Annotated in this window: 12 protein-coding genes; 1 reads left to right on the forward strand and 11 read right to left on the reverse strand. The window is 73.7% G+C overall.

Features of this window, described 5'->3' with window-relative positions; translation table 11 throughout:
- Positions 1 to 29: 29 nt before the first annotated feature.
- The 4 genes from ACI79P_RS16235 to ACI79P_RS16250 are packed head-to-tail and all read right to left on the reverse strand — an operon-like array spanning position 30 to position 3,658.
- Positions 30 to 389, reverse strand: coding sequence for a Gfo/Idh/MocA family oxidoreductase (locus tag ACI79P_RS16235; RefSeq protein ID WP_456582096.1), 360 nt, complete (start codon positions 387 to 389; stop codon positions 30 to 32).
- Complete coding sequence (locus tag ACI79P_RS16240; protein WP_456582084.1) at positions 386 to 1,255, reverse strand: nucleoside hydrolase; 870 nt, start codon at positions 1,253 to 1,255, stop codon at positions 386 to 388. Before ACI79P_RS16240 ends, ACI79P_RS16235 begins: the two co-directional genes overlap by 4 nt.
- Complete coding sequence (locus tag ACI79P_RS16245) at positions 1,252 to 2,379, reverse strand: DUF4982 domain-containing protein (protein WP_456582085.1); 1,128 nt, start codon at positions 2,377 to 2,379, stop codon at positions 1,252 to 1,254. Before ACI79P_RS16245 ends, ACI79P_RS16240 begins: the two co-directional genes overlap by 4 nt.
- Entirely contained in the window at positions 2,360 to 3,658 is a 1,299-nt protein-coding gene (locus ACI79P_RS16250; protein WP_456582086.1) for a glycoside hydrolase family 2 protein, read from the reverse strand. The genes ACI79P_RS16245 and ACI79P_RS16250 overlap by 20 nt, the downstream gene beginning before the upstream one ends.
- A gap of 300 nt (positions 3,659 to 3,958) precedes the next feature.
- Between ACI79P_RS16250 and uidA the strand changes: the two genes are divergently transcribed.
- Positions 3,959 to 5,737 carry a beta-glucuronidase gene (gene uidA / locus ACI79P_RS16255; RefSeq protein WP_456582087.1) on the forward strand — a complete coding sequence of 593 codons (1,779 nt, stop codon included), beginning with the start codon at positions 3,959 to 3,961 and terminating at the stop codon, positions 5,735 to 5,737.
- A gap of 25 nt (positions 5,738 to 5,762) precedes the next feature.
- Here uidA and ACI79P_RS16260 read toward each other — a convergent pair whose 3' ends face one another.
- The 7 genes from ACI79P_RS16260 to ACI79P_RS16290 form a co-directional block, all read right to left on the reverse strand.
- A complete protein-coding gene (locus ACI79P_RS16260; protein WP_456582088.1) occupies positions 5,763 to 7,256 on the reverse strand; it encodes a family 43 glycosylhydrolase in 1,494 nt (497 codons plus the stop codon).
- Complete coding sequence (locus tag ACI79P_RS16265) at positions 7,253 to 9,886, reverse strand: glycoside hydrolase family 78 protein (protein WP_456582089.1); 2,634 nt, start codon at positions 9,884 to 9,886, stop codon at positions 7,253 to 7,255. Before ACI79P_RS16265 ends, ACI79P_RS16260 begins: the two co-directional genes overlap by 4 nt.
- Complete coding sequence (locus tag ACI79P_RS16270) at positions 9,883 to 10,794, reverse strand: alpha/beta hydrolase fold domain-containing protein (RefSeq protein WP_456582090.1); 912 nt, start codon at positions 10,792 to 10,794, stop codon at positions 9,883 to 9,885. Before ACI79P_RS16270 ends, ACI79P_RS16265 begins: the two co-directional genes overlap by 4 nt.
- Complete coding sequence (locus ACI79P_RS16275) at positions 10,791 to 13,445, reverse strand: family 78 glycoside hydrolase catalytic domain (protein WP_456582091.1); 2,655 nt, start codon at positions 13,443 to 13,445, stop codon at positions 10,791 to 10,793. Before ACI79P_RS16275 ends, ACI79P_RS16270 begins: the two co-directional genes overlap by 4 nt.
- Complete coding sequence (locus ACI79P_RS16280; protein WP_456582092.1) at positions 13,442 to 14,464, reverse strand: oligopeptide/dipeptide ABC transporter ATP-binding protein; 1,023 nt, start codon at positions 14,462 to 14,464, stop codon at positions 13,442 to 13,444. Before ACI79P_RS16280 ends, ACI79P_RS16275 begins: the two co-directional genes overlap by 4 nt.
- Positions 14,461 to 16,512, reverse strand: coding sequence for a dipeptide/oligopeptide/nickel ABC transporter permease/ATP-binding protein (locus ACI79P_RS16285; RefSeq protein WP_456582093.1), 2,052 nt, complete (start codon positions 16,510 to 16,512; stop codon positions 14,461 to 14,463). The genes ACI79P_RS16280 and ACI79P_RS16285 overlap by 4 nt, the downstream gene beginning before the upstream one ends.
- Before the next feature lie 73 nt (positions 16,513 to 16,585).
- Positions 16,586 to 17,527, reverse strand: coding sequence for an ABC transporter permease (locus tag ACI79P_RS16290; protein WP_456582094.1), 942 nt, complete (start codon positions 17,525 to 17,527; stop codon positions 16,586 to 16,588).
- Between the last annotated feature and the right edge of the window lie 186 nt (positions 17,528 to 17,713).

The following is a 17,713-nucleotide window of genomic DNA, read 5'->3' on the forward strand; positions in this document are numbered from 1 at the left end:
GGCCGCCTGCACGGTCCGCACGTCACTGATCACGCCGTCGGCCAGCTCGTCCAGGACCCGCTGGATCGCCGGGTTGAACCGCATCCACATCGCCTCCATGAGGAAGCGGCCCTCCTGCGCGGCGAGTGCGGCGAACTCACGAGCTTCGGCAGCGGTGGTGGTGAAGGCCTTCTCCAGGAGGACGTGCTTGCCGGCCAGCAGGCGAAGAGGGCGTCGTGGTCGCCGTACGCCTTCGGGACCTCGATTTCGGCGGCGAACGCCTCCGCGCCCGCCGGAGTCCGCGACGCCACCGCGACCAGGTCCAGGTTCTCGGTCAGGTGCAGGTCGCCGGCCGTCGTCCGGGAGATCCCGCCGGTGCCGACGATGCCCCACCGGAGCCGGCGCCTCAGGGTGCGACCTCCGGCAGCGGTCGGCGGGACTCGTGCAGCCGGAGCCGGGCGTACAGATCGGCGACCAGGAGCCGGAGGTCGACGTCGGTGTACACCCGCCGCGCCCCGTGCCCGTCGCCCGCCGGGGTCGCGGTGTAGGTGCTCGACTCGTCCCCCAGCGCGGTGACCAGCAGCGGCGGGCTGTCGCCCAGCGGCCACACCCCGCCGAGGCTGATGAAGTCCGGCAGCGGGAGCGAGGTGAACCGCTCCCACAGCCAGCGGCCGACGCGACCGCTCCTCCCGAGGTCGTGCTCCAGCTCGGCCACCGAGTAGGCGCACCGCCGGTAGGTCTCCAGCGGGAACTGGAACACCTCCAGCGTCGGGTGGCCCAGCACGAAGTCGGCGGCCGCCCGGTCGGTGTCGCGGTTGTACTCCTCCGCTGCGGGATCGAGCGCCCCGCCCACCCAGACCAGCGTCAGCCGCTCGGCGATGCCGGGCTCCTGCTGCACGGCGGCCGCGACGTTCGTGAGCGGACCGGCGCAGACCAGGTAGAGCGGCAGGGCGTCCTCCTGCTGCGCCGCGGCGACGATGGCGGCCGACGAGGCCGAGGTCGCGCCCCCCGCCCCGAACGCCGTGTCGCTCCCCTCGTGCACGGGCGGAGCGGCCGGCCCGCCGATCAGCTCGACGAGCTCGCGGGCCATCGCGGCACCCTTTCCCGCCCCGTCCGGCACAGCGAACATCGGGCTGATCAGGGAACTGGTCACCGCCACCACGCGGTTGGTCGGCGACAGCAGGTGGTGGGCCAGCGCGACCAGGCCGTCGGGGTCGCCGGCCCAGTCGTTGTCGACGACGACGCGGCACTGCACGCCGATGCGGAGGGAGCTCATCGGGCCTCGATTCCTACGGAGACGGGCGGACAACCCGGCGCGGTCGCGGTGAGCGTGATCGTTCCCGCGCCGGTCGGGCGGACGACGGCGAGCGCGCGGCCGTCGAAGGTCGTGTGCACGTCGTCGAGGTAGGACTCCTCGGTCGCCGGCGCGGCGCTGCCGAAGCCCTGCAGCACGCCCGGCCCCTCGACCCTGACGGTCACCTCGCGGTCGACGCCGAGCGCGACGACGCCGTCGGCGTCCTCCAGCGTCAGGGTGACGTGGGCGAGGTCGGCGTCGTCGGCCCGGATCACCGGGCGGTCGGCTCCCGCGGCCAGCGCGAGCGGCCCCGTGGCCGCCCGCAGGAAGGAACGCCCGGTCTCCCGCCCACCCGTGCGACTCACGGCGGTGAGCTCCCCCGGCGCGTAGGTGACCTGGAAGGCGGCCCGGAACCGGTTGGCCTCGCCGGCCTTCGCCGTGCCCAGCGACGTGCCGTCGAGCAGCAGCTCCACCTCGTCGGCGTCGCTGTAGACCTCGACGGTCACCGGTTCGCCCTCCGCGCCGGCCCAGCTCCAGCTGCCGACGGTGTCGCTCCACGACCACGGGGTCGACGACAGCTCGCGGCCGTGCCGCTCGGGCCGCAGCACCGCGATGTAGGGGTCCCGGCGGAGACCGAAGACGATCTCCCGGTAGTACGACGCCGGCCGCCGGTGCCCGGTGATGTCGATGTCACCCACGTGCGCGAGCAGCCAGGGGTAGGGCGCGCCGAACTGCCCTGCGGTCGGGTCGTCGGCGGTCGCCACCCGGCCGACGCCCGCCTCCCCGAGGTAGTCCCAGCCGGTCCAGGTGAAGTCGCCGATCACGTGCGGGTGGTCGAGCACGAGCCGCCACAGCCGGTCGATTTTGGTCGCGAAGGTCTCCGACCCGACGATCACCCGGCGCGGGAACAGCGTCCGGTCGAGCTGGTACCGGGCCTCCATGTAGTTCATGCCGGCGACGTCCAGCACGTCGTAGGCCTCCGCCGTCCGCTCGGCCACCAGCTCGGAGGCGGACAGCTCGTCCATGAACGCGCCCATGTCGGTGAGCATCGTGTTGATGCCCGCCTGCTCCTCCGCGGCCTTCGCCTCACCGATGACGGCGAGCATGGCGTTGATCCCGTTGGTGAACGAACCGGGTGCCGTCCAGCGCGCGGACCTTCTCCGCCAGGCGGCGCGACCACACCGCGCCGTGCGGCTTCGCGACCTCGGGGATCTCGTTGCCGATCGAGTACATGACGACGCTCGGGTGGTTCACGTCCTTGCGCACCATCGCCTCGACCTCGCGCTCCCACCACTCCGGGAAGTCCAGCGCCGCGTCGAAGTCGGACTTGCTCTCCGTCCACATGTCGGAGAGCTCGTCCATGACCAGGACGCCGAGGCGGTCGCAGGCGTCGAGCATCGCGCGGCTCATGGGGTTGTGCGCGCTGCGCAGGGCGTTGAAGCCGGCCTCCTTGAGCAGCTGGACCCGGCGCTCGTCGGCGCGGTCGATCGTGGCCGCGCCGAGGACCCCGTTGTCGGAGTGCGTGCAGGCCCCGCGGAGCTTCACGACCTCGCCGTTGATCCGCAGGCCCCGCTCCGGATCCAGCGAGAGGGTCCGGACGCCGAAGACCACCGTGTCGTCGTCCACGTCCGTGTCGCCGTCCCGGAGGACGACGGCCGCCGTGTACAGCGAGGGCGAGTCCGGGCTCCACAGCGCGGGGGCGGGCAGCAGCAGCCGCTGCCGGATCAGGGCCGGTTCGCCGGGCAGCACGGTGACCGGGGACGTGGCGGAGGCAACGGCCGCGCCGTCCCCGTCCCGGACCTCGGTGACGAGGTCCAGCCTCCGCAGGCCCCGCCCGTCGTGCTCGACCGTCGTCGCGACCTCCACGACGGCGAACTCCGCGTCGACGTCCTGGGTGGTGACCCGGACGCCGTCGAGCGCCAGGTGGGTCAGCGGGCCGACGACCAGGTGCACCGGCCGGTGGATGCCGGCGCCGGAGTACCAGCGGGAGTCCTGGTGCGCGCGGCAGACGACGCGGATCTCGTTCTCGCCGCCGTGGCGCAGGTGGTCGTCGAGATCGACCACGAAGCCGGTGTACCCGGTGGCCCAGGAGCCGGCGAGGCTGCCGTTCACGTAGACCATCGCGGTGCGGTACACGCCCTCGAACTCCAGCAGCACCCGTCGGTCGCGGTACTCCTCCGGGGCGGCGAGCGTCGTCCGGTACTCGTAGACACCACCCGGGACGTAGCCGGACCCGGCACCGTGCGCGGCATCGCGGGTCCGTCCCAGCGCCGCGTCGTGCGGCAGCGTGACCGGCTGCCAGGGTGCGGCGGCGCCGTGCATCTCGGCGAAGAAGTTGGCGTGCGGCCGGGTCTCCCAGCCGCGGTTGAAGGGGATGCGTCGCATGGCTGTCCAATCGCCGTGGAGCTGAACGAGGGGCAGCACGCGACGGATGGCGTCCTGGCTGGAGCGCCCCATGCCCGCGAGTCCGGCCGTCCGAGCGGTCCGCCGTCTGCTGGACCGCATGACCGGCCTCGCGCGGTTCGATCATCGGTGACCGGCGTCACCGGGACCGAGGGCCTTGTCATTGGGCGGCACGATCGGTCGCCGTGGTTCGCGCGCGAAGCCGCAACGCCCCGCCGACCGACCACGGCAATTGCTGGCAATCGGTTGCTCCGCCGTGCGCCCGTGTGACGTACTCGCGCCATGCTGCGCCCCCAGGACGGACCCACCCGAGAACGGCGGCGCCTCGACGCGCTGTGGGCCTTCACCCTCGACCCGACCGATGCCGGGCGGAGCGAGGGCTGGTGGCGTGGGCGGCTGCCCGACAGCCGTGAGGTCCCGGTGCCGGCGAGCTTCACCGATCTGTTCCCCGACCGCGCCTACCGGGACCACGTCGGTGACGTCTGGTACCAGACCACGGTCCTGGTGCCCCGCGGCTGGGCCGGCTCGCGGATCGTCCTCCGCTTCGACTCCGCGACGCACCGGGCAGTCGTGTGGGTCGACGACGTCGAGGTCGTCGCGCACGAAGGCGGGTTCACCCCCTTCGAGGCCGACGTGACCGACCACGTCCGGCCCGGGACGTCGGCACGCATCACCGTCGTCGTCGACAACCGGGTGTCGTTCCAGTCCCTGCCGCCCGGCATCGTGGACGAGGGCCCCGACGGGCGACGGCAGACCGCCTTCCACGACTTCACCAACTACGCCGGCCTGCACCGCCCGGTGTGGCTCTACTGCACGCCGCCCACCTACGTCGACGACGTCACGGTGGTCACCGGCCTCGAGGGGACGGCGGGCACCGTCGGCTACGAGATCGCCGTCGCCGGACCGGACGAGCCCGACGTCCGCGTGACCCTCCACGACGCGGAGGGGGTCGAGGTCGCCCGGGGCACCGGCGCGACGGGCACGCTGCGGGTCGACGACGTCCGGCCGTGGCGCCCCGGCGAGGGCTACCTCTACGACCTGCGCGTCGACCTCCTGGCCGGAGAGGACGTCGTCGACGGCTACACGCTGCCCGTCGGCGTCCGCACCGTGGCGGTCCGGGGGACGGAGTTCCTCATCAACGGGGAGCCGTTCCACTTCCGCGGCTTCGGCAAGCACGAGGACACGCTCGTCCGTGGCCGTGGGCACGACGACGTGATGATGGTCCACGACTTCGCGCTGATGGACTGGATCGGCGCGAACTCCTTCCGCACCGCGCACTACCCGTACGCGGAGGAGGTCCTGGAGTACGCCGACCGGCACGGCGTCGTCGTCATCGACGAGGTGGCCGCGGTCGGTCAGAACTTCGGCATGATCGGCGGGTTCCTGCAGCGCGAGTTCCCCCCGACCTTCTCCCCGGACGCCCTGAACGACGCCAGCCGGGAGGTGCACGCGCAGGCGATCCGCGAGCTCGTCGCGCGCGACAAGAACCACCCGAGCGTGGTGCTCTGGAGCCTCACGAACGAACCGGAATCGGACACCGAGGCATCCGTCGCCTACTTCGAGCCGCTGTTCGCGCTCACCCGGGAGCTCGACCCGACCCGGCCCGTCGGCAGCGCCAACATGATCGGCGCGCCGCACGGCCGGGACCGGGTGCAGGCGCTCGGCGACGTCGTGATGCTCAACCGCTACTACGGCTGGTACGTGGACTCCGGAGACCTGCCCGCGGCCGAGAAGGCACTGCAAGCAGAACTCGAGGCCTGGGCCACCGAGGGCAAGCCGATCCTGGTCAGCGAGTACGGCGCGGACACGCTGCCCGGGCTGCACTCTCTCCTGGCGGAGCCGTGGAGCGAGGAGTTCCAGGCCGAGCTGCTCGAGACCTACCACCGGGTCTTCGACCGGGTCGGGGCCGTGGTCGGGGAGCACGTGTGGAACTTCGCGGACTTCTCGACCCCGTCCAACCCCGGCCGGGTCGGCGGGAACCGGAAGGGCGTGTTCACCCGGGACCGCAAGCCGAAGGCATCCGCCTTCGACCTGCGCCGCCGCTGGCAGCAGCTTCGCTGAGCGCTCCCACCAGGCGCGCGACGGGTCAGGCGGACGTGTCCGGGTCGTCGGTGCCGGCGTAGGTGAACGAGCGCACCAGCAACTCGCCTCGGGAGCACCAGACGCCGAGCAACCGTCCCGTCATCCCGCCGGCGACCTCGGTCGAGACGTACCGGCCGTCCAACCGGCCCAGCTCGACGAAGCCGCCGTCGGCTCCGACCACGCCGGCCAGGAGCCGGTCCGGGCCCAGCGCCGTCGAGGAGAAGTGGCCCTCGTCGGGCACGGCACGGATCTCCAGGGCGACGTGCTCATCCGCCGGGACCGATGTCTCCCCCAGCACCTGGCGCAGCGGGCCGACCTGCGCGATCGCCCGGACGCGGTCGCCGTCGACCTCCAGGGCGAGCTGGTGCCGGGGATCCATGCGCACCGACAGCCCGCCGACGCCACCGCTCGCGTCCACGACCGCCCGGGCGGTGGCGAGCAGGTGCTCCTGCCGCCGGCCGGCGAACGCGGAGTCCTCCGACGCGGGGTCCGGATCCGCGGCGGGGAGCCGCCAGCCGTCGTCGACGCGGGTGAGGAGATTCCCGGGGAAGCGCCGCGGCGACACCCAGGAGGCGGGCAGTGACGGGCTTCCGAGTTCCTCGACCTCCACCGCCTCGCTCGTCGGCGCGAGCCACTCGCCGATGCGTGGCCAGCCGTCCTCCCACACCACCTCGGCGGCGAACGTCTCGCGACCGAGCACGTGGAACTGGGGGCTTGCCCCACGCGGTCGGACACCGTGGAAGACGATCGCCCAGCTGCCGTCCGGCCGCTGCACCAGGTCGGAGTGCCCGGTGTTCTGCACGGGTGACTCGATGCCGCGGTGGGTGAGCAGCGGGTTCCACGGGCACGGCTCGAACGGCCCGGACGGCGAGGGACCCCGGGCGATGGTCACGGCGTGCCCTCGCTCCGTGCCGCCCTCGGCGATCAGCAGGTACCAGTGCTCGCCGACCCGGTAGAGGTGCGGGCCCTCCGGGAACCGGCCGCCGGTCCCCTGCCAGACGTGCTGCCGGTCCGTCAGGGCCGCACCCGTGACCGGGTCGACCGCCTGCTGCACCAGGCCGGCCGGGCCGTCCGCGCCGAAGCCCGCGTAGGTGACCAGCAGGGTGCCGTCGTCGTCCCAGGCGAGGTCGGGGTCGATGCCGCGGACGTCGGTCAGCCGGACCGGCTCGGACCACTCCCCCAGCGGGTCGTCGGTGTGCACGAGCACCTGCCACCCGCCGTCGGCGAGGTTGGTGGTGATCATCCAGAACCGGCCGTCGTGGAACCTGATCGTCGGCGCGGTGATCCCGCCGGAACCCGGCGCCTCGGACACGTCCAGCTGGGACGGCCGCGCGAGCACGTGCCCGGCCAGCTCCCAGTTGACCAGGTCGGTCGAGCGGAACAGCGGGACGCCGGGCGCGTACTCGAAGCTGGACACCACCATCCAGTACGTGTCGCCGACGCGGACGACGCTGGGGTCGGGGTGGAATCCCGGGACCACCGGGCGGGGAGCGGTCACTCGGACACCGAGAAGTCCGGCGGCTGCGGCTTCTCGACCTGCCTCGGCTCGGGGATCTCCGCGGCGAACGTGTGCCGTCCGGATCCGACCTGGACCGGGGCAGAGCCGTCGGGCAGCGACACCTCCGCCGTCGTGTTCGGCGGGACGGCGACATCCAGGGCGAAGGCGGTGCCGCCGGTCAGCGTCCAGGACACCTCCGCGTTCCCGTAGGGCGTCTCGTGCGTCGCGGCGGCCGACGAGATCCCGGGCCCGGGGCGGGGCGCGATCCGCAGCTTCCGGTAACCCGGGGCGGCCGGCGCCAGGCCGGCGACGGTCCGGTGCAGCCAGTCGGCCACCGCGCCCAGCGCGTAGTGGTTGAACGACGTCATCTCGCCGGGGTTGATGGTCCCGTCGGGGAGCATGGAGTCCCAGCGCTCCCAGATCGTCGTGGCGCCCATCGTGACGGCGTAGAGCCACGACGGGCTCTCCCGCTGCAGCAGCAGCTCGTAGGCGGTCGGGAGCTCGCCCGCGTTGGTGAGCGCGTCGGTGACCAGCGGCGTGCCGAGGAACCCGCTGGCGATGTGGAACCCGTCCTCGAGCACCTGCTCGGCGAGCAGCCGGCCGGCGTGCTCCCGCTGCCCGGGCTCCAGCAGGTCGAACTCCAGCGCCAGGGCGTACGCCGTCTGCGACGGGAAGGCGACCCGGCCGTTGGGGGTGACGTACTCGGCGCGGAACCGGGCCGCCGCCCGTTCGGCCAGGTCGGCGAACCGGCTCCCGTCGTGGCCGAGCACCTCGGCCGCCCCCGCGACGGTCCGCGCCGACCGCGCGAGATAGGCCGTCGCCACGCACTGCCAGGGGGTGCGGGCCGCGCCGGGGCTGTCCGGGGGCGCGGCGGTGTCCAGCCAGTCCCCGAAGGAGAAGCCGCCCTCCGGGAAGTCCAGCTCGGTCCCTGCCCGCGCGGCGAAGGCGTCGATCCAGGCGACCATGCTGTTCCACTGGTCGGCGAGCAGCCCGTCGTCCCCGGTGCGCTGGTACAGCACCCACGGCACGACGACGGCGGCGTCACCCCAGCCGACGTCCGCCTGGAGCGGGAAGGGCATCAGCGGGAGGTACGGGACGTACGGCGGCACCAGCCCGCCGTGGTCCCGCAGCTGCTCGGCGGCGAGGTCGGCCAGCCAGGACCGCAGCATGCCGGCGCTGTCGTAGAGGAAGGCCGCCGTCGGCGCGAAGACCTGCAGGTCGCCGGTCCAGCCCAGCCGCTCGTCGCGCTGGGGGCAGTCGGTGGGGAGGTCGAGGAAGTTGCCGCGCATGCCCCAGACGACGTTCTCGTGCAGCCGCTCGACGTCGGGGTCGGAGCAGGTGAACGTGCCGGTGCGGCGCAGGTCGGTGTGCAGGACGACGGCCTCGAGGTCTTCCGGGCGCAGCTCGCCCGGCCAGCCCGAGACCTCCGCGTAGCGGAACCCGTGGAAGGTGAAACTCGGCTCCCAGGTCCGCGGCCCGGCGCCGTCCAGGACCAGGACGTCGGTGGCGCGGGCGGCCTTGAGCGGGCGCGTGCCCAGCTTGCCGTGCTCCAGCACCTCGGCGTGCCGGACGGTGATCTCCGTGCCGGCCGCGCCGTCGGGCAGCGCGAGGCGGATCCGGCCGACGAGGTTCTGCCCGAAGTCGACCAGCGCCTTCCCCGACGGCGACGTGGTGATGGCCAGGGCGGGCAGGCTCTGCGTCCGTCGCACCGGCGGTCCGGTGGGGGCCACCAGGGTGGCGACGTCCAGGTCGCCCACCTCGACCGGGGTCCACGCCGCGTCGTCGAAGCCCGGCCGCGACCAGCCCGGCAGCTCGCGGCGGGCGTCGTAGGCCTCGCCGTTGTAGAGGCCGCTGCTCACCGTGGGCCCGCCGGCCGAGCGCCACGATCCGTCCGTGACCACGACCGTCCGCGTGCCGTCGGGGTGGTCCACCTCCAGCTGCAGGAAGGCGCCGGTGCGGTCGCCGTACCACTCGCGCTTGCCGGTGAAGCCGAGGTAGCCGGTGAACCAGCCCTCGGCCAGCTGGACGCCCAGGGCGTTCGCGCCCTCGGTCAGCAGGCCGGTGACGTCGTAGGTCTGGTAGCGCAGCCGGTGCCGGTAGCTGGTCCACCCGGGTGCGAGCACCACGTCGGAGACGGCGGCACCGTTGAGCTCCGCCTCGTAGACCCCCTGGGCCGTCGCGTAGAGGCGCGCCCGCGTGACCGGCTTGTCGAGGACGAACTCGCGCCGCAGCAGGACGACCGGCTCGGCCACGTCGGCCGGCAGCACCGGCCGGGCCAGCGCGGCGGACCAGTCCGCCGGCTCGAGCAGTCCCGCCTCGACGACGACGTCCTCGCTCCAGGCGGACGGCTCGGCCGCGCCCTCGCCCCAGACGCGCACCCGGACGGTCCGACGCTCGCGGCTGGCGAGCGGGGGCGCACCCCACGGGACGAGCACCGACTCGGCGGAGTCGATCCGCCCGGAGGACCACGCCGGGCCGTCGAGCGGCTCGATCTCCAGCTCGTAGGCGGCCTGCCGCCAGTCGGGCAGCTCGGTGCGCGCCACCCACGACAGCCGGGGGGTGGTCTCGCCGATGCCGAAGGGCTCGCGGTGGTGCTCGACGGTGACGGGCAGGACGGTCAGATCGCTCACTTCAGGGCCTCCGCCAGGTACTCGACCGAGAGCTGGACGACGGCGTCGATGTCGTCGCAGCCGGTGAAGACGTGCTCGGCGCCCTCGACCGGGACCAGCCGGGACTCCACCCCGACCGACGTCAGGGCGGCGTGCAGCTGCTCGCTCTGGCTGTAGGGCACGAGCCAATCGGTGGTGCCGTGGACCAGCAGGAAGGGGGGCGCCTGCGGCGTCACGTGCGTGATGGGGCTGGCGTCGGCGCGCGTCGCGTCGTCCGCCCCTCTCAGCAGGAAGTCCTCCGGCGGGGTGGCGAACTCCGGCGGCAGCAGCTCGGCGATGTGCGGCGGCGGGGTCATCCGCGGCATGGTCGACAGGTCGGTGACCCCGTACCAGTCGACGGCGACGTCGACCGCGCTCGACGGCCCCACGACCCCCTGCGAGCCCTCCAGGTCGGGCCGGTGCGCGGTCAGTGCGAGGAGTGCTGCGAGGTGGCCACCCGCCGATTCGCCGGCGACGCCGATGCGTGCGGTGTCGACGCCCAGGAGATCCGCGTGCGCCCGCAGGTAGCGGACGGCCGCCTTGGCGTCGTGCAGCTGGGCGGGGAACGGCGCCTCGAGCGCGTGCCGGTAGTCGATGGTCGCGACGGCGAGTCCGGCGTCCAGCAGCGCATCGAACAGCTGATTCGGACGGAGGGTCTCGGGCAGGTACCGGCGGTCGCCACCCATCCACGCCCCGCCGTGGATCCACACGACCAGCGGGCTCGGCGTCGCCGTCGGAGGTACCCACACGTCCAGCAGCAGGGGGCGGAAGCCCACGGGGGCGGCGTAGGTCAGCCCGCTGAAGTGCCGTGCGCCGTCGTCCCGGCGGATCGGCTCGTGCGGCGGCAGGAAGCGGGCCGGGCCGGCCCACTCGGTGGTCTCGGCGGTCATCGCGCGCTCTCCTGGTCGATCGTGCAGGTGTAGGTGTGGGTGCCGGGGCCGGCGCCGTCGACCGAGCCGTCCGGCAGGACGACCTCGGCCGCGGTGCCGGCCGGGACGACGACGCGCAGGTGGAACGTGCCGCCGTCGAGCCGCCACGCCGACTCGATCCGGCCGTAGGCCGACTCGTGCGCCGCCTCGGCGCTGGTCAGCCCGCCCCCGGGCCGCGGGCGGACGCGGAAGCGCCGGTACGCGGGTTCGAGGAGCTGGATGCCGGCGGTGTACCGGTGCAGGAAGGAGACGACCGCGCCCTTGGAGTAGTGGTTGAGCGACTCGTGCGGGACGCCGTCGGCGTCCACGCCGTCCCACCGCTCCCAGACGGTGGTGGCTCCACGATCGACCATGAGCAGCCAGCTCGGCTCGTCGTCCCGCAGCAGCAGCTCGTAGGCGACGTCGAGGTGTCCCGCGTCGGCGAGCACCGGCAGCAGGTGCGGCGTGGCGAGGAAGCCGGTGCCCAGGTGGGTGTCGGCCTTGCGGATCAGCTCGACGAGCCGCTCCGCGACGACCTCCCGGAGCTCCTCGGGGACCAGGTCGAAGGCCAGCGCGCGCACGTGGTCGGCCTGGGTGTCGGGGGTGAGCCGGCCGTCGCCATCCAGGTATTCCGCCTGCCAGGCCGCCCGCACCTGCGCGGCCAGGTCCGCGTACCGCGCCGCGGCGTCGTCCCGGCCCAGGAGCTCCGCGATGCGGGCCATGAGGCCGGCGCTGTGGGCGAAGAAGGCGGTGGCGACGTCGCCCTTGTCCGCGGCGACGAACTCCTCCATCGGGCCGGGGCCCTCCCCCGGCTCGAGCCACTCCCCCCAGTGGAAGCCGGTGTCCCACAGGTACCGCTCGTGCGGCGCGGGCTCCGGCCGGCGCGCGGCCCGCGTCGGGTGCCGGCCCTCGCGCGCCATCCGTTCGGCCCGGTCGAGCCAGCGGACCATCGTCGGCCACAGCTCCTCGAGCACCTGCACGTCGCCGTACGCCCGGTACACCTCCCAGGGGACGATCACCGCGGCGTCGCCCCAGCCGGCCGAGCCGTTCAGGAAGGCGATCGGGCCCTCCCTCCCCTCGTTCCGGGGGGCCGGGCTGACGTTGGCGACGGTCCCGTCGGGCCACTGGTCGGCGGCGACGTCGCGCAGCCACTTGGTGGAGAAGCCGGCGACGTCGTAGAGGAACGCGGCGGTCGGCACGAAGAGCTGCCAGTCGCCCGTCCAGCCGTGCCGCTCGCGGTGGGGGCAGTCGGTGGGGATGTCGCAGGCGTTGCCGCGGAAGCTCCACACGGCTGCCTCGTGCAGCCGCTCGACCCGTTCGTCGCTGCAGCTGAACCAGCCGGTGCGGCGCAGGTCGGTGTGCACGACCACGCCCCGTACGTCGTCGACGGTCAGCTCGCCCGGATGGCCCTCGATGCGGACGTACCGGAAGCCGTGCGTCGTCCGCCGGGGCTCGAACACGTCCCCGGGCACGCCGGCCGAGACGACGGCGTCCACCTGGCCGGCGGGCAGCGGGTGCGGCAGGAACGGGAGGTCCGGCCGCAGGTTCTCCACGGTGACGTCGCCGTCGGCCGCCAGCGCCTCGCCGTGGGTCAGCGTGAGCGTCGTGCCGGCCGGGCCCAGATCGGTCAGCCGGACCCAGCCGTTGATGTTCTGGCCCAGGTCGACGACGTGCGCCCCGCTGCGCAGCCGCGTCACCGACACCGGGGTCAGCTCCTCGACCCGGCGGACCGGCGGCGCCGGCGAGTCGACCAGCCCCGCGTAGCCGTGCTCGACCACGGCGACGTCGTCCCAGCCCGCGTCGTCGAAGCCCGGGGCGTCCCAGCCCCGTGGCAGCAGGCGGAGGTCCCACTGCTCGCCGGCGATGAGGTCCGCGGCGACGACGTGGCCGGGGCCGCTGCGCCAGCCCGGCCCGGTGCCGACGACGGTGACCGAGCCGTCGTCGTGCTCGAGCCGCAGCTGGGCCAGGACGGCGAGACGGGTGCCCCACTGGTCGGCGGCCCGGGTGACTCCGGTCTGCCCGCGGAACCAGCCGTCGGCGAGGACGAGGCCCAGCACGTGGCGGCCAGGACGGATCGCCGCGGACACGTCGTAGGTCTGCACCTGGAGCCGCGCGTCGTACTGCGTGTAGCCGGGGGTCAGCTCGGCGTCGCCCACCCGTCTGCCGTCGAGGAACGCCTCGTACATGCCCTGTGCGGTGGCGTGCAGGCGGGCAGCCACCACAGGCCGCTCGACGCCGAACTCGAGGCGGAACAGCGCAGCCGGCCGCTGCCCCTTCTCGCCCTCGGGCATCGAGCCCGGCTCGATCCAGGAGGCCGCCCAGTCCTCCTCCCACAGCAGCCCGGTCTCGAAGCGGGCGGGCGCGGACAGCGGGCTCTCGCCCAGATCCGTGTGCACCTGCACCTGCCACTCGACCCGCTCGGACGACCCCAGCGGCGGGCCGGCGTACGGCAGCAGCAGGCACTCGTCGCTGTCGAGCCAGCCCGAGTCCCAGCCGTTGTCGGCGGTGATCCGGTAGGCCCGCTGCTCGCGGGCACCGTCGGGCAGCCGCCAGGACAGCCGCGGGACGGTCGTCCGGATCCCGAGCGCGTCGTCCAGGTGCTCGACCCGCAGGCCGTGCGGTGCAGCCGTCACAGAGCCGGGACCCGCTCCGCGTGGTGGCAGGCGGTGAGGTTGCCGTCGACCAGCCGCAGTGGCGGCCGCTGCTCGACGCACAGGTCGGTGGACAGGGGGCAGCGCGGCACGAACGGGCAACCGGTGGCGGCCGGCTGGGCGGTGCCTGCCGTGCCGACGCCGAGCGCCTCGCGGGCCGCGCGGCGCGCGGCCTGCTCGGCCGGCCGCGGCACCGGCGCGGCAGCGGTGAGCGCGACCGTGTAGGGGTGGCGCGGGGACTGGGTCACCGACTCCACGGGCCCTTGCTCCATGACCTGGCCGCGGTAGAGCACGACGACCCGCTGGGCCAGGAACCGCACCACGCCCAGGTCGTGGGCGATGAACAGGAACGCCAACCCGTGCTGGTCGCGGAGGTCGGCCAGCAGGTTCAGCACCTGCGCCTGGGTGGACAGGTCGAGGGCGCTCACCGGCTCGTCGAGGATGAGCACCTTCGGGTCGCAGACGAGCGCGCGGGCGATGGCGATGCGCTGGCGCTGGCCGCCGGAGAACTGCGACGGGAACCGGTCGACCGCGTCACCCGGTAGGCCGACGGACTCCAGGCCCTTCCGTGCCTTCTGCGCGGCCTCGGCGCCGCCGACGCCCATGAGCCGGAGCGGCTCGACCAGGGTCTGGCCGATCGTGCGCGCCGGGTTGAGCGAGGAGTACGGGTCCTGGAAGACGACCCGCAGGTCCGCGGCCAGCGACTTCCGCTGCTTGAGCGACATCGTGGTGATGTCCCGGCCGTGCAGCTTCACCGTCCCGGACGACGGCGGCTGCAGACCGAGGACGGCCTTGCCGATCGTCGACTTGCCCGAGCCGGACTCACCGACCAGCCCGACGGTCTCACCGGGCTGGATGTCGAAGGTGACCCGGTCGATCGCCGGCGGGGCCTGCCGCGCCTTGCGCCCCGATCCGTACCGGACGACGAGGTCCCGGATCTCGAGGGCGGGCGGGACACCGGGGGCCGTGGTGGCCGGGGCGATGTCTGCGGGGGCGGTCATCGGATCACTCCTGCTGTCGGGGCGGGCTCACCGGTGGGGTCGTCGGCGATCGGCTCGGCGACCACGCCGGCGTCGGGTACGACCTCGGCGCCCACGTGCTCGGCGCCCCAGCGGATGCCCGCGTCGTGGATCTCGCGGACCCGGACGCAGAGGACCGAGCCGTCCCCGTGGGCGGACAGCTCGGGGAACGGCGTCGTGCACCGGTCCTGGGCGAACTGGCAGCGCGTGGCGAAGCGGCAGCCGGTCGGCCAGGAGCCGGGCGGCGGCACCGTGCCCGGGATGGAGGCCAGGCGCAGCGGCACGGGCTCGCCGTCGGGCACGTGCGGGTTCGCCCCCAGCAGGGCCATCGTGTACGGGTGGGTCGGGTCGTCGAGGACCGCCGGGGCGGTGCCCGACTCGACGACCTGGCCGGCGTACATGACGGCGACGTCGTCGCAGATGTCGGCGACGACACCGAGGTCGTGGCTGACGACGATCACCGACAGGTCGGTGTCCCGGACGAGCGCACGCAGCAGGCTGAGGATCTCGGCCTGCACGGTCACGTCGAGCGCCGTGGTGGGCTCGTCGGCGACGAGCAGCTTCGGCTGCCCGGTCAGGGCGAGGGCGATGGCCACGCGCTGGGCCATGCCGCCGGACAGCTGGTGCGGATAGCTCTTGAGCACGCGCTCCGCGTCGACGATGCCGACCTGCCGCAACAGCTCGGTGGCGATCCGACGTGCCTCTCCCCGCCCGACACCGCGGAACCGGCGCAGCGGCTGGATCAGCTGGTAGGCCACCGAGAACATCGGGTCCAGCGCCACCATGGGTTCCTGGGAGATCATCGCGATCTCCCGGCCGCGGACGGCGATCAGCTCCTTCTCCGACAGGCCCACCAGGTCTCGTCCCTGCCAGAGGATCGATCCACCGGAGACGGAGACACCGTCCGGCAGGAGGCCGAGCAGGGCGCGGGCCGTCATCGTCTTGCCGCAGCCGGACTCCCCGACGAGGCCCAGCACGCGGCCCGGCCGGAGACCGAAGGAGACGCCGGTGACCAGAGCCGGCCCGTCGTCCACGGTGACGTCGAGGTCGTGCACCTCGAGCAGGGCCTCGGGGTCGCCCGGTACCGCGTGCGCCCCGGCCCGGACGGCGTGCTGCTCCCGGGACCGCTTGCGCCGCGGCGTCCTCGCGGCGACGGAGCCCTTGCTGGCGATGGCGTCGGCCAGCTCGTTGGCCGCCACCACGGTCAGGGCCAGCACCAGCCCGGTCGGGACCATCAGCCACGGCGAGGAGAACACGTACCGGGACGCGTCCTGGATCATGAAGCCCCAGCTCGGCTGGGGCTCGGCCGGCCCGAAACCGAGGAAGGCGAGACCGGAGACGATCAGCAGGCCGATGCCGTACAGCTGCGCGGCCTGGACGGCGATCACCGTGCCCATCGACGGCAGCACGTGCAGCAGGTTGACCCGCAGCGATCCCAGGCCGTTCACCCGGGCCGCGTCGACGTAGAGCCGCTGGCGCACCGACTTGGCCACACCCAGCATCACCCGGTAGACGGCGGCCGAGATGAGCACGCCCAGCACGGCCATGACGATGATCGTCCGGACGCCGATGACGCCGATGACCGCGAGCAGGATGATGACGCCCGGGAGCGCGAGGAAGACCTCGGCGAGCCGGCTCGTCACGCGCTCGACGCGGGGACCGTGCTCGGCGGCCAGCAGGGCCAGGGTCAGGCCGATCCCGAAGGCCACCAGCACGGTGACGGCGGAGGCGACCAGCGGCTCGGTGCCCGCGGAGAAGATCCGGCTGAGCAGGTCGCGGCCGAGGGGGTCGGTCCCGAGCCAGTGGTTCCCCGAGGGCAGGGCCAGCCGGTTCGCGGTGTCCTGCTGCGCCGGTTCGTAGGGCCGCCACAGCGGCGCGGCGAGCGAGGCCACGAGCATGAACAGCAACCAGGTGGCACCGAAGATCCCGCCCGGGCGGCGCAGGAACCACGGCAGTCCGCGGCGCCTCTGCGCCGGCGGGACGGGCTCGGTGGCGACCTCGTCGGCCGCGTCCAGAGGCAGCACGCTCACTTGTCCTCCTCCCTGGCGCTCGTCGGCCGCGTTCGCGGGCTCGCTGTGTCCACCGGTGAGCTCGCAAGCTCGCTCATGCGGTACGCACCTTCGGGTCGAGGGCCGCGACGACCAGGTCGAGCAGCAGGTTGATGACGACGACGACGACCGTGGCCACGACCACGACGCCGGTCAGCGCCGGGAAGTCGCTGGAGGCGGCGGCGATCTGCCCGGCCTGACCGAGGCCCGGGAGCGCGAAGAGGTTCTCGATGATGACGGAGCCGCCGAAGAGGGCGATGAACTGGATGCCCAGCACGGAGACGACCGGAAGGCTGGCGAATCGCAGCGCGTGCACGTAGCGCACCCGCCACTCGGGAGTGCCCATGGCCCGCAGCGTGCGGATGTGCTCCTGCGCCAGCGCCTCGCGCATCCCGGCGTTCGCCGTCCGGGCGACGATCGCCGCCCCGCCGATGGCGAGCGTCAGCACGGGGAGCAGGAGGCTGCGGAACCAGGCGGCCGGGTCCGTGGCGAAGGGGACGTACCCCGTGGCCGGCAGCCAACCGAGCTGGAGGGCCAAGAGGTACACGAGGAGGATGCCGACCCAGAAGGCCGGCAGGGACAGCGCGATCCCGCTGCCGGTGGTGATGAGGCGACTGACGCGCCCGCCGCGCACCGCGGCGGTGACGCCCAGCACGACGCCGACGATGCCGGAGAGGACCGTCGCGAACAGGGCGATGGACGCGGTCACGGGAACCCGTGCGGCCAGGTCCGCCATGATCGAGCGGCCGTCGATGAGCGAGGTCCCCAGGTCACCGCGCAGCAGGTTCCCGACGTAGTCGAGGAACTGCTCGTGCAGCGGTCTGTTCCAGCCGAGTCGCTCGTTCACCTCGGCGATGGCCTCGGGAGTGCCGTTGACCCCCAGCCGGACCGCGCCGGGGGACGTGTCCGTGGCGTGCACCAGCAGGAAGCTGATCGACACCGCCGCGAGCACCGTGCCGACCGCCAGCGCCAGGCGCCGTGCGACGTAGCCGATCATCGCGTGATCCTTGTCGTCGTCGTCGTCGTCGTTCGTCGTGTGCGGCCGGACCGCCCACCGGTCGCTGCCGAGGGACGGGCCGGCCGGCCCGGGACCGGTGGGGCGGGGGGGGGGGGCGGGGCCCGGGGGCTCGGCGGGCCGGCGGGGTGGGGGGGGGGCTTTCTGTTTTTAACCTCCATGTGTTTG

The organism is Blastococcus sp. SYSU DS0510 (assembly GCF_054050835.1).

Coding starts and splice junctions, on each gene's coding strand:
- ACI79P_RS16240 (WP_456582084.1), bottom strand. CDS start 1,255: ATGAGCTCCCTCCGCATCGGCGTGCAGTGCCGCGTCGTCGTCGACAAC.
- ACI79P_RS16245 (WP_456582085.1), bottom strand. CDS start 2,379: ATGCTCGCCGTCATCGGTGAGGCGAAGGCCGCGGAGGAGCAGGCGGGC.
- ACI79P_RS16250 (WP_456582086.1), bottom strand. CDS start 3,658: ATGCGACGCATCCCCTTCAACCGCGGCTGGGAGACCCGGCCGCACGCC.
- uidA (WP_456582087.1), top strand. CDS start 3,959: ATGCTGCGCCCCCAGGACGGACCCACCCGAGAACGGCGGCGCCTCGAC.
- ACI79P_RS16270 (WP_456582090.1), bottom strand. CDS start 10,794: ATGACCGCCGAGACCACCGAGTGGGCCGGCCCGGCCCGCTTCCTGCCG.
- ACI79P_RS16280 (WP_456582092.1), bottom strand. CDS start 14,464: ATGACCGCCCCCGCAGACATCGCCCCGGCCACCACGGCCCCCGGTGTC.
- ACI79P_RS16290 (WP_456582094.1), bottom strand. CDS start 17,527: ATGATCGGCTACGTCGCACGGCGCCTGGCGCTGGCGGTCGGCACGGTG.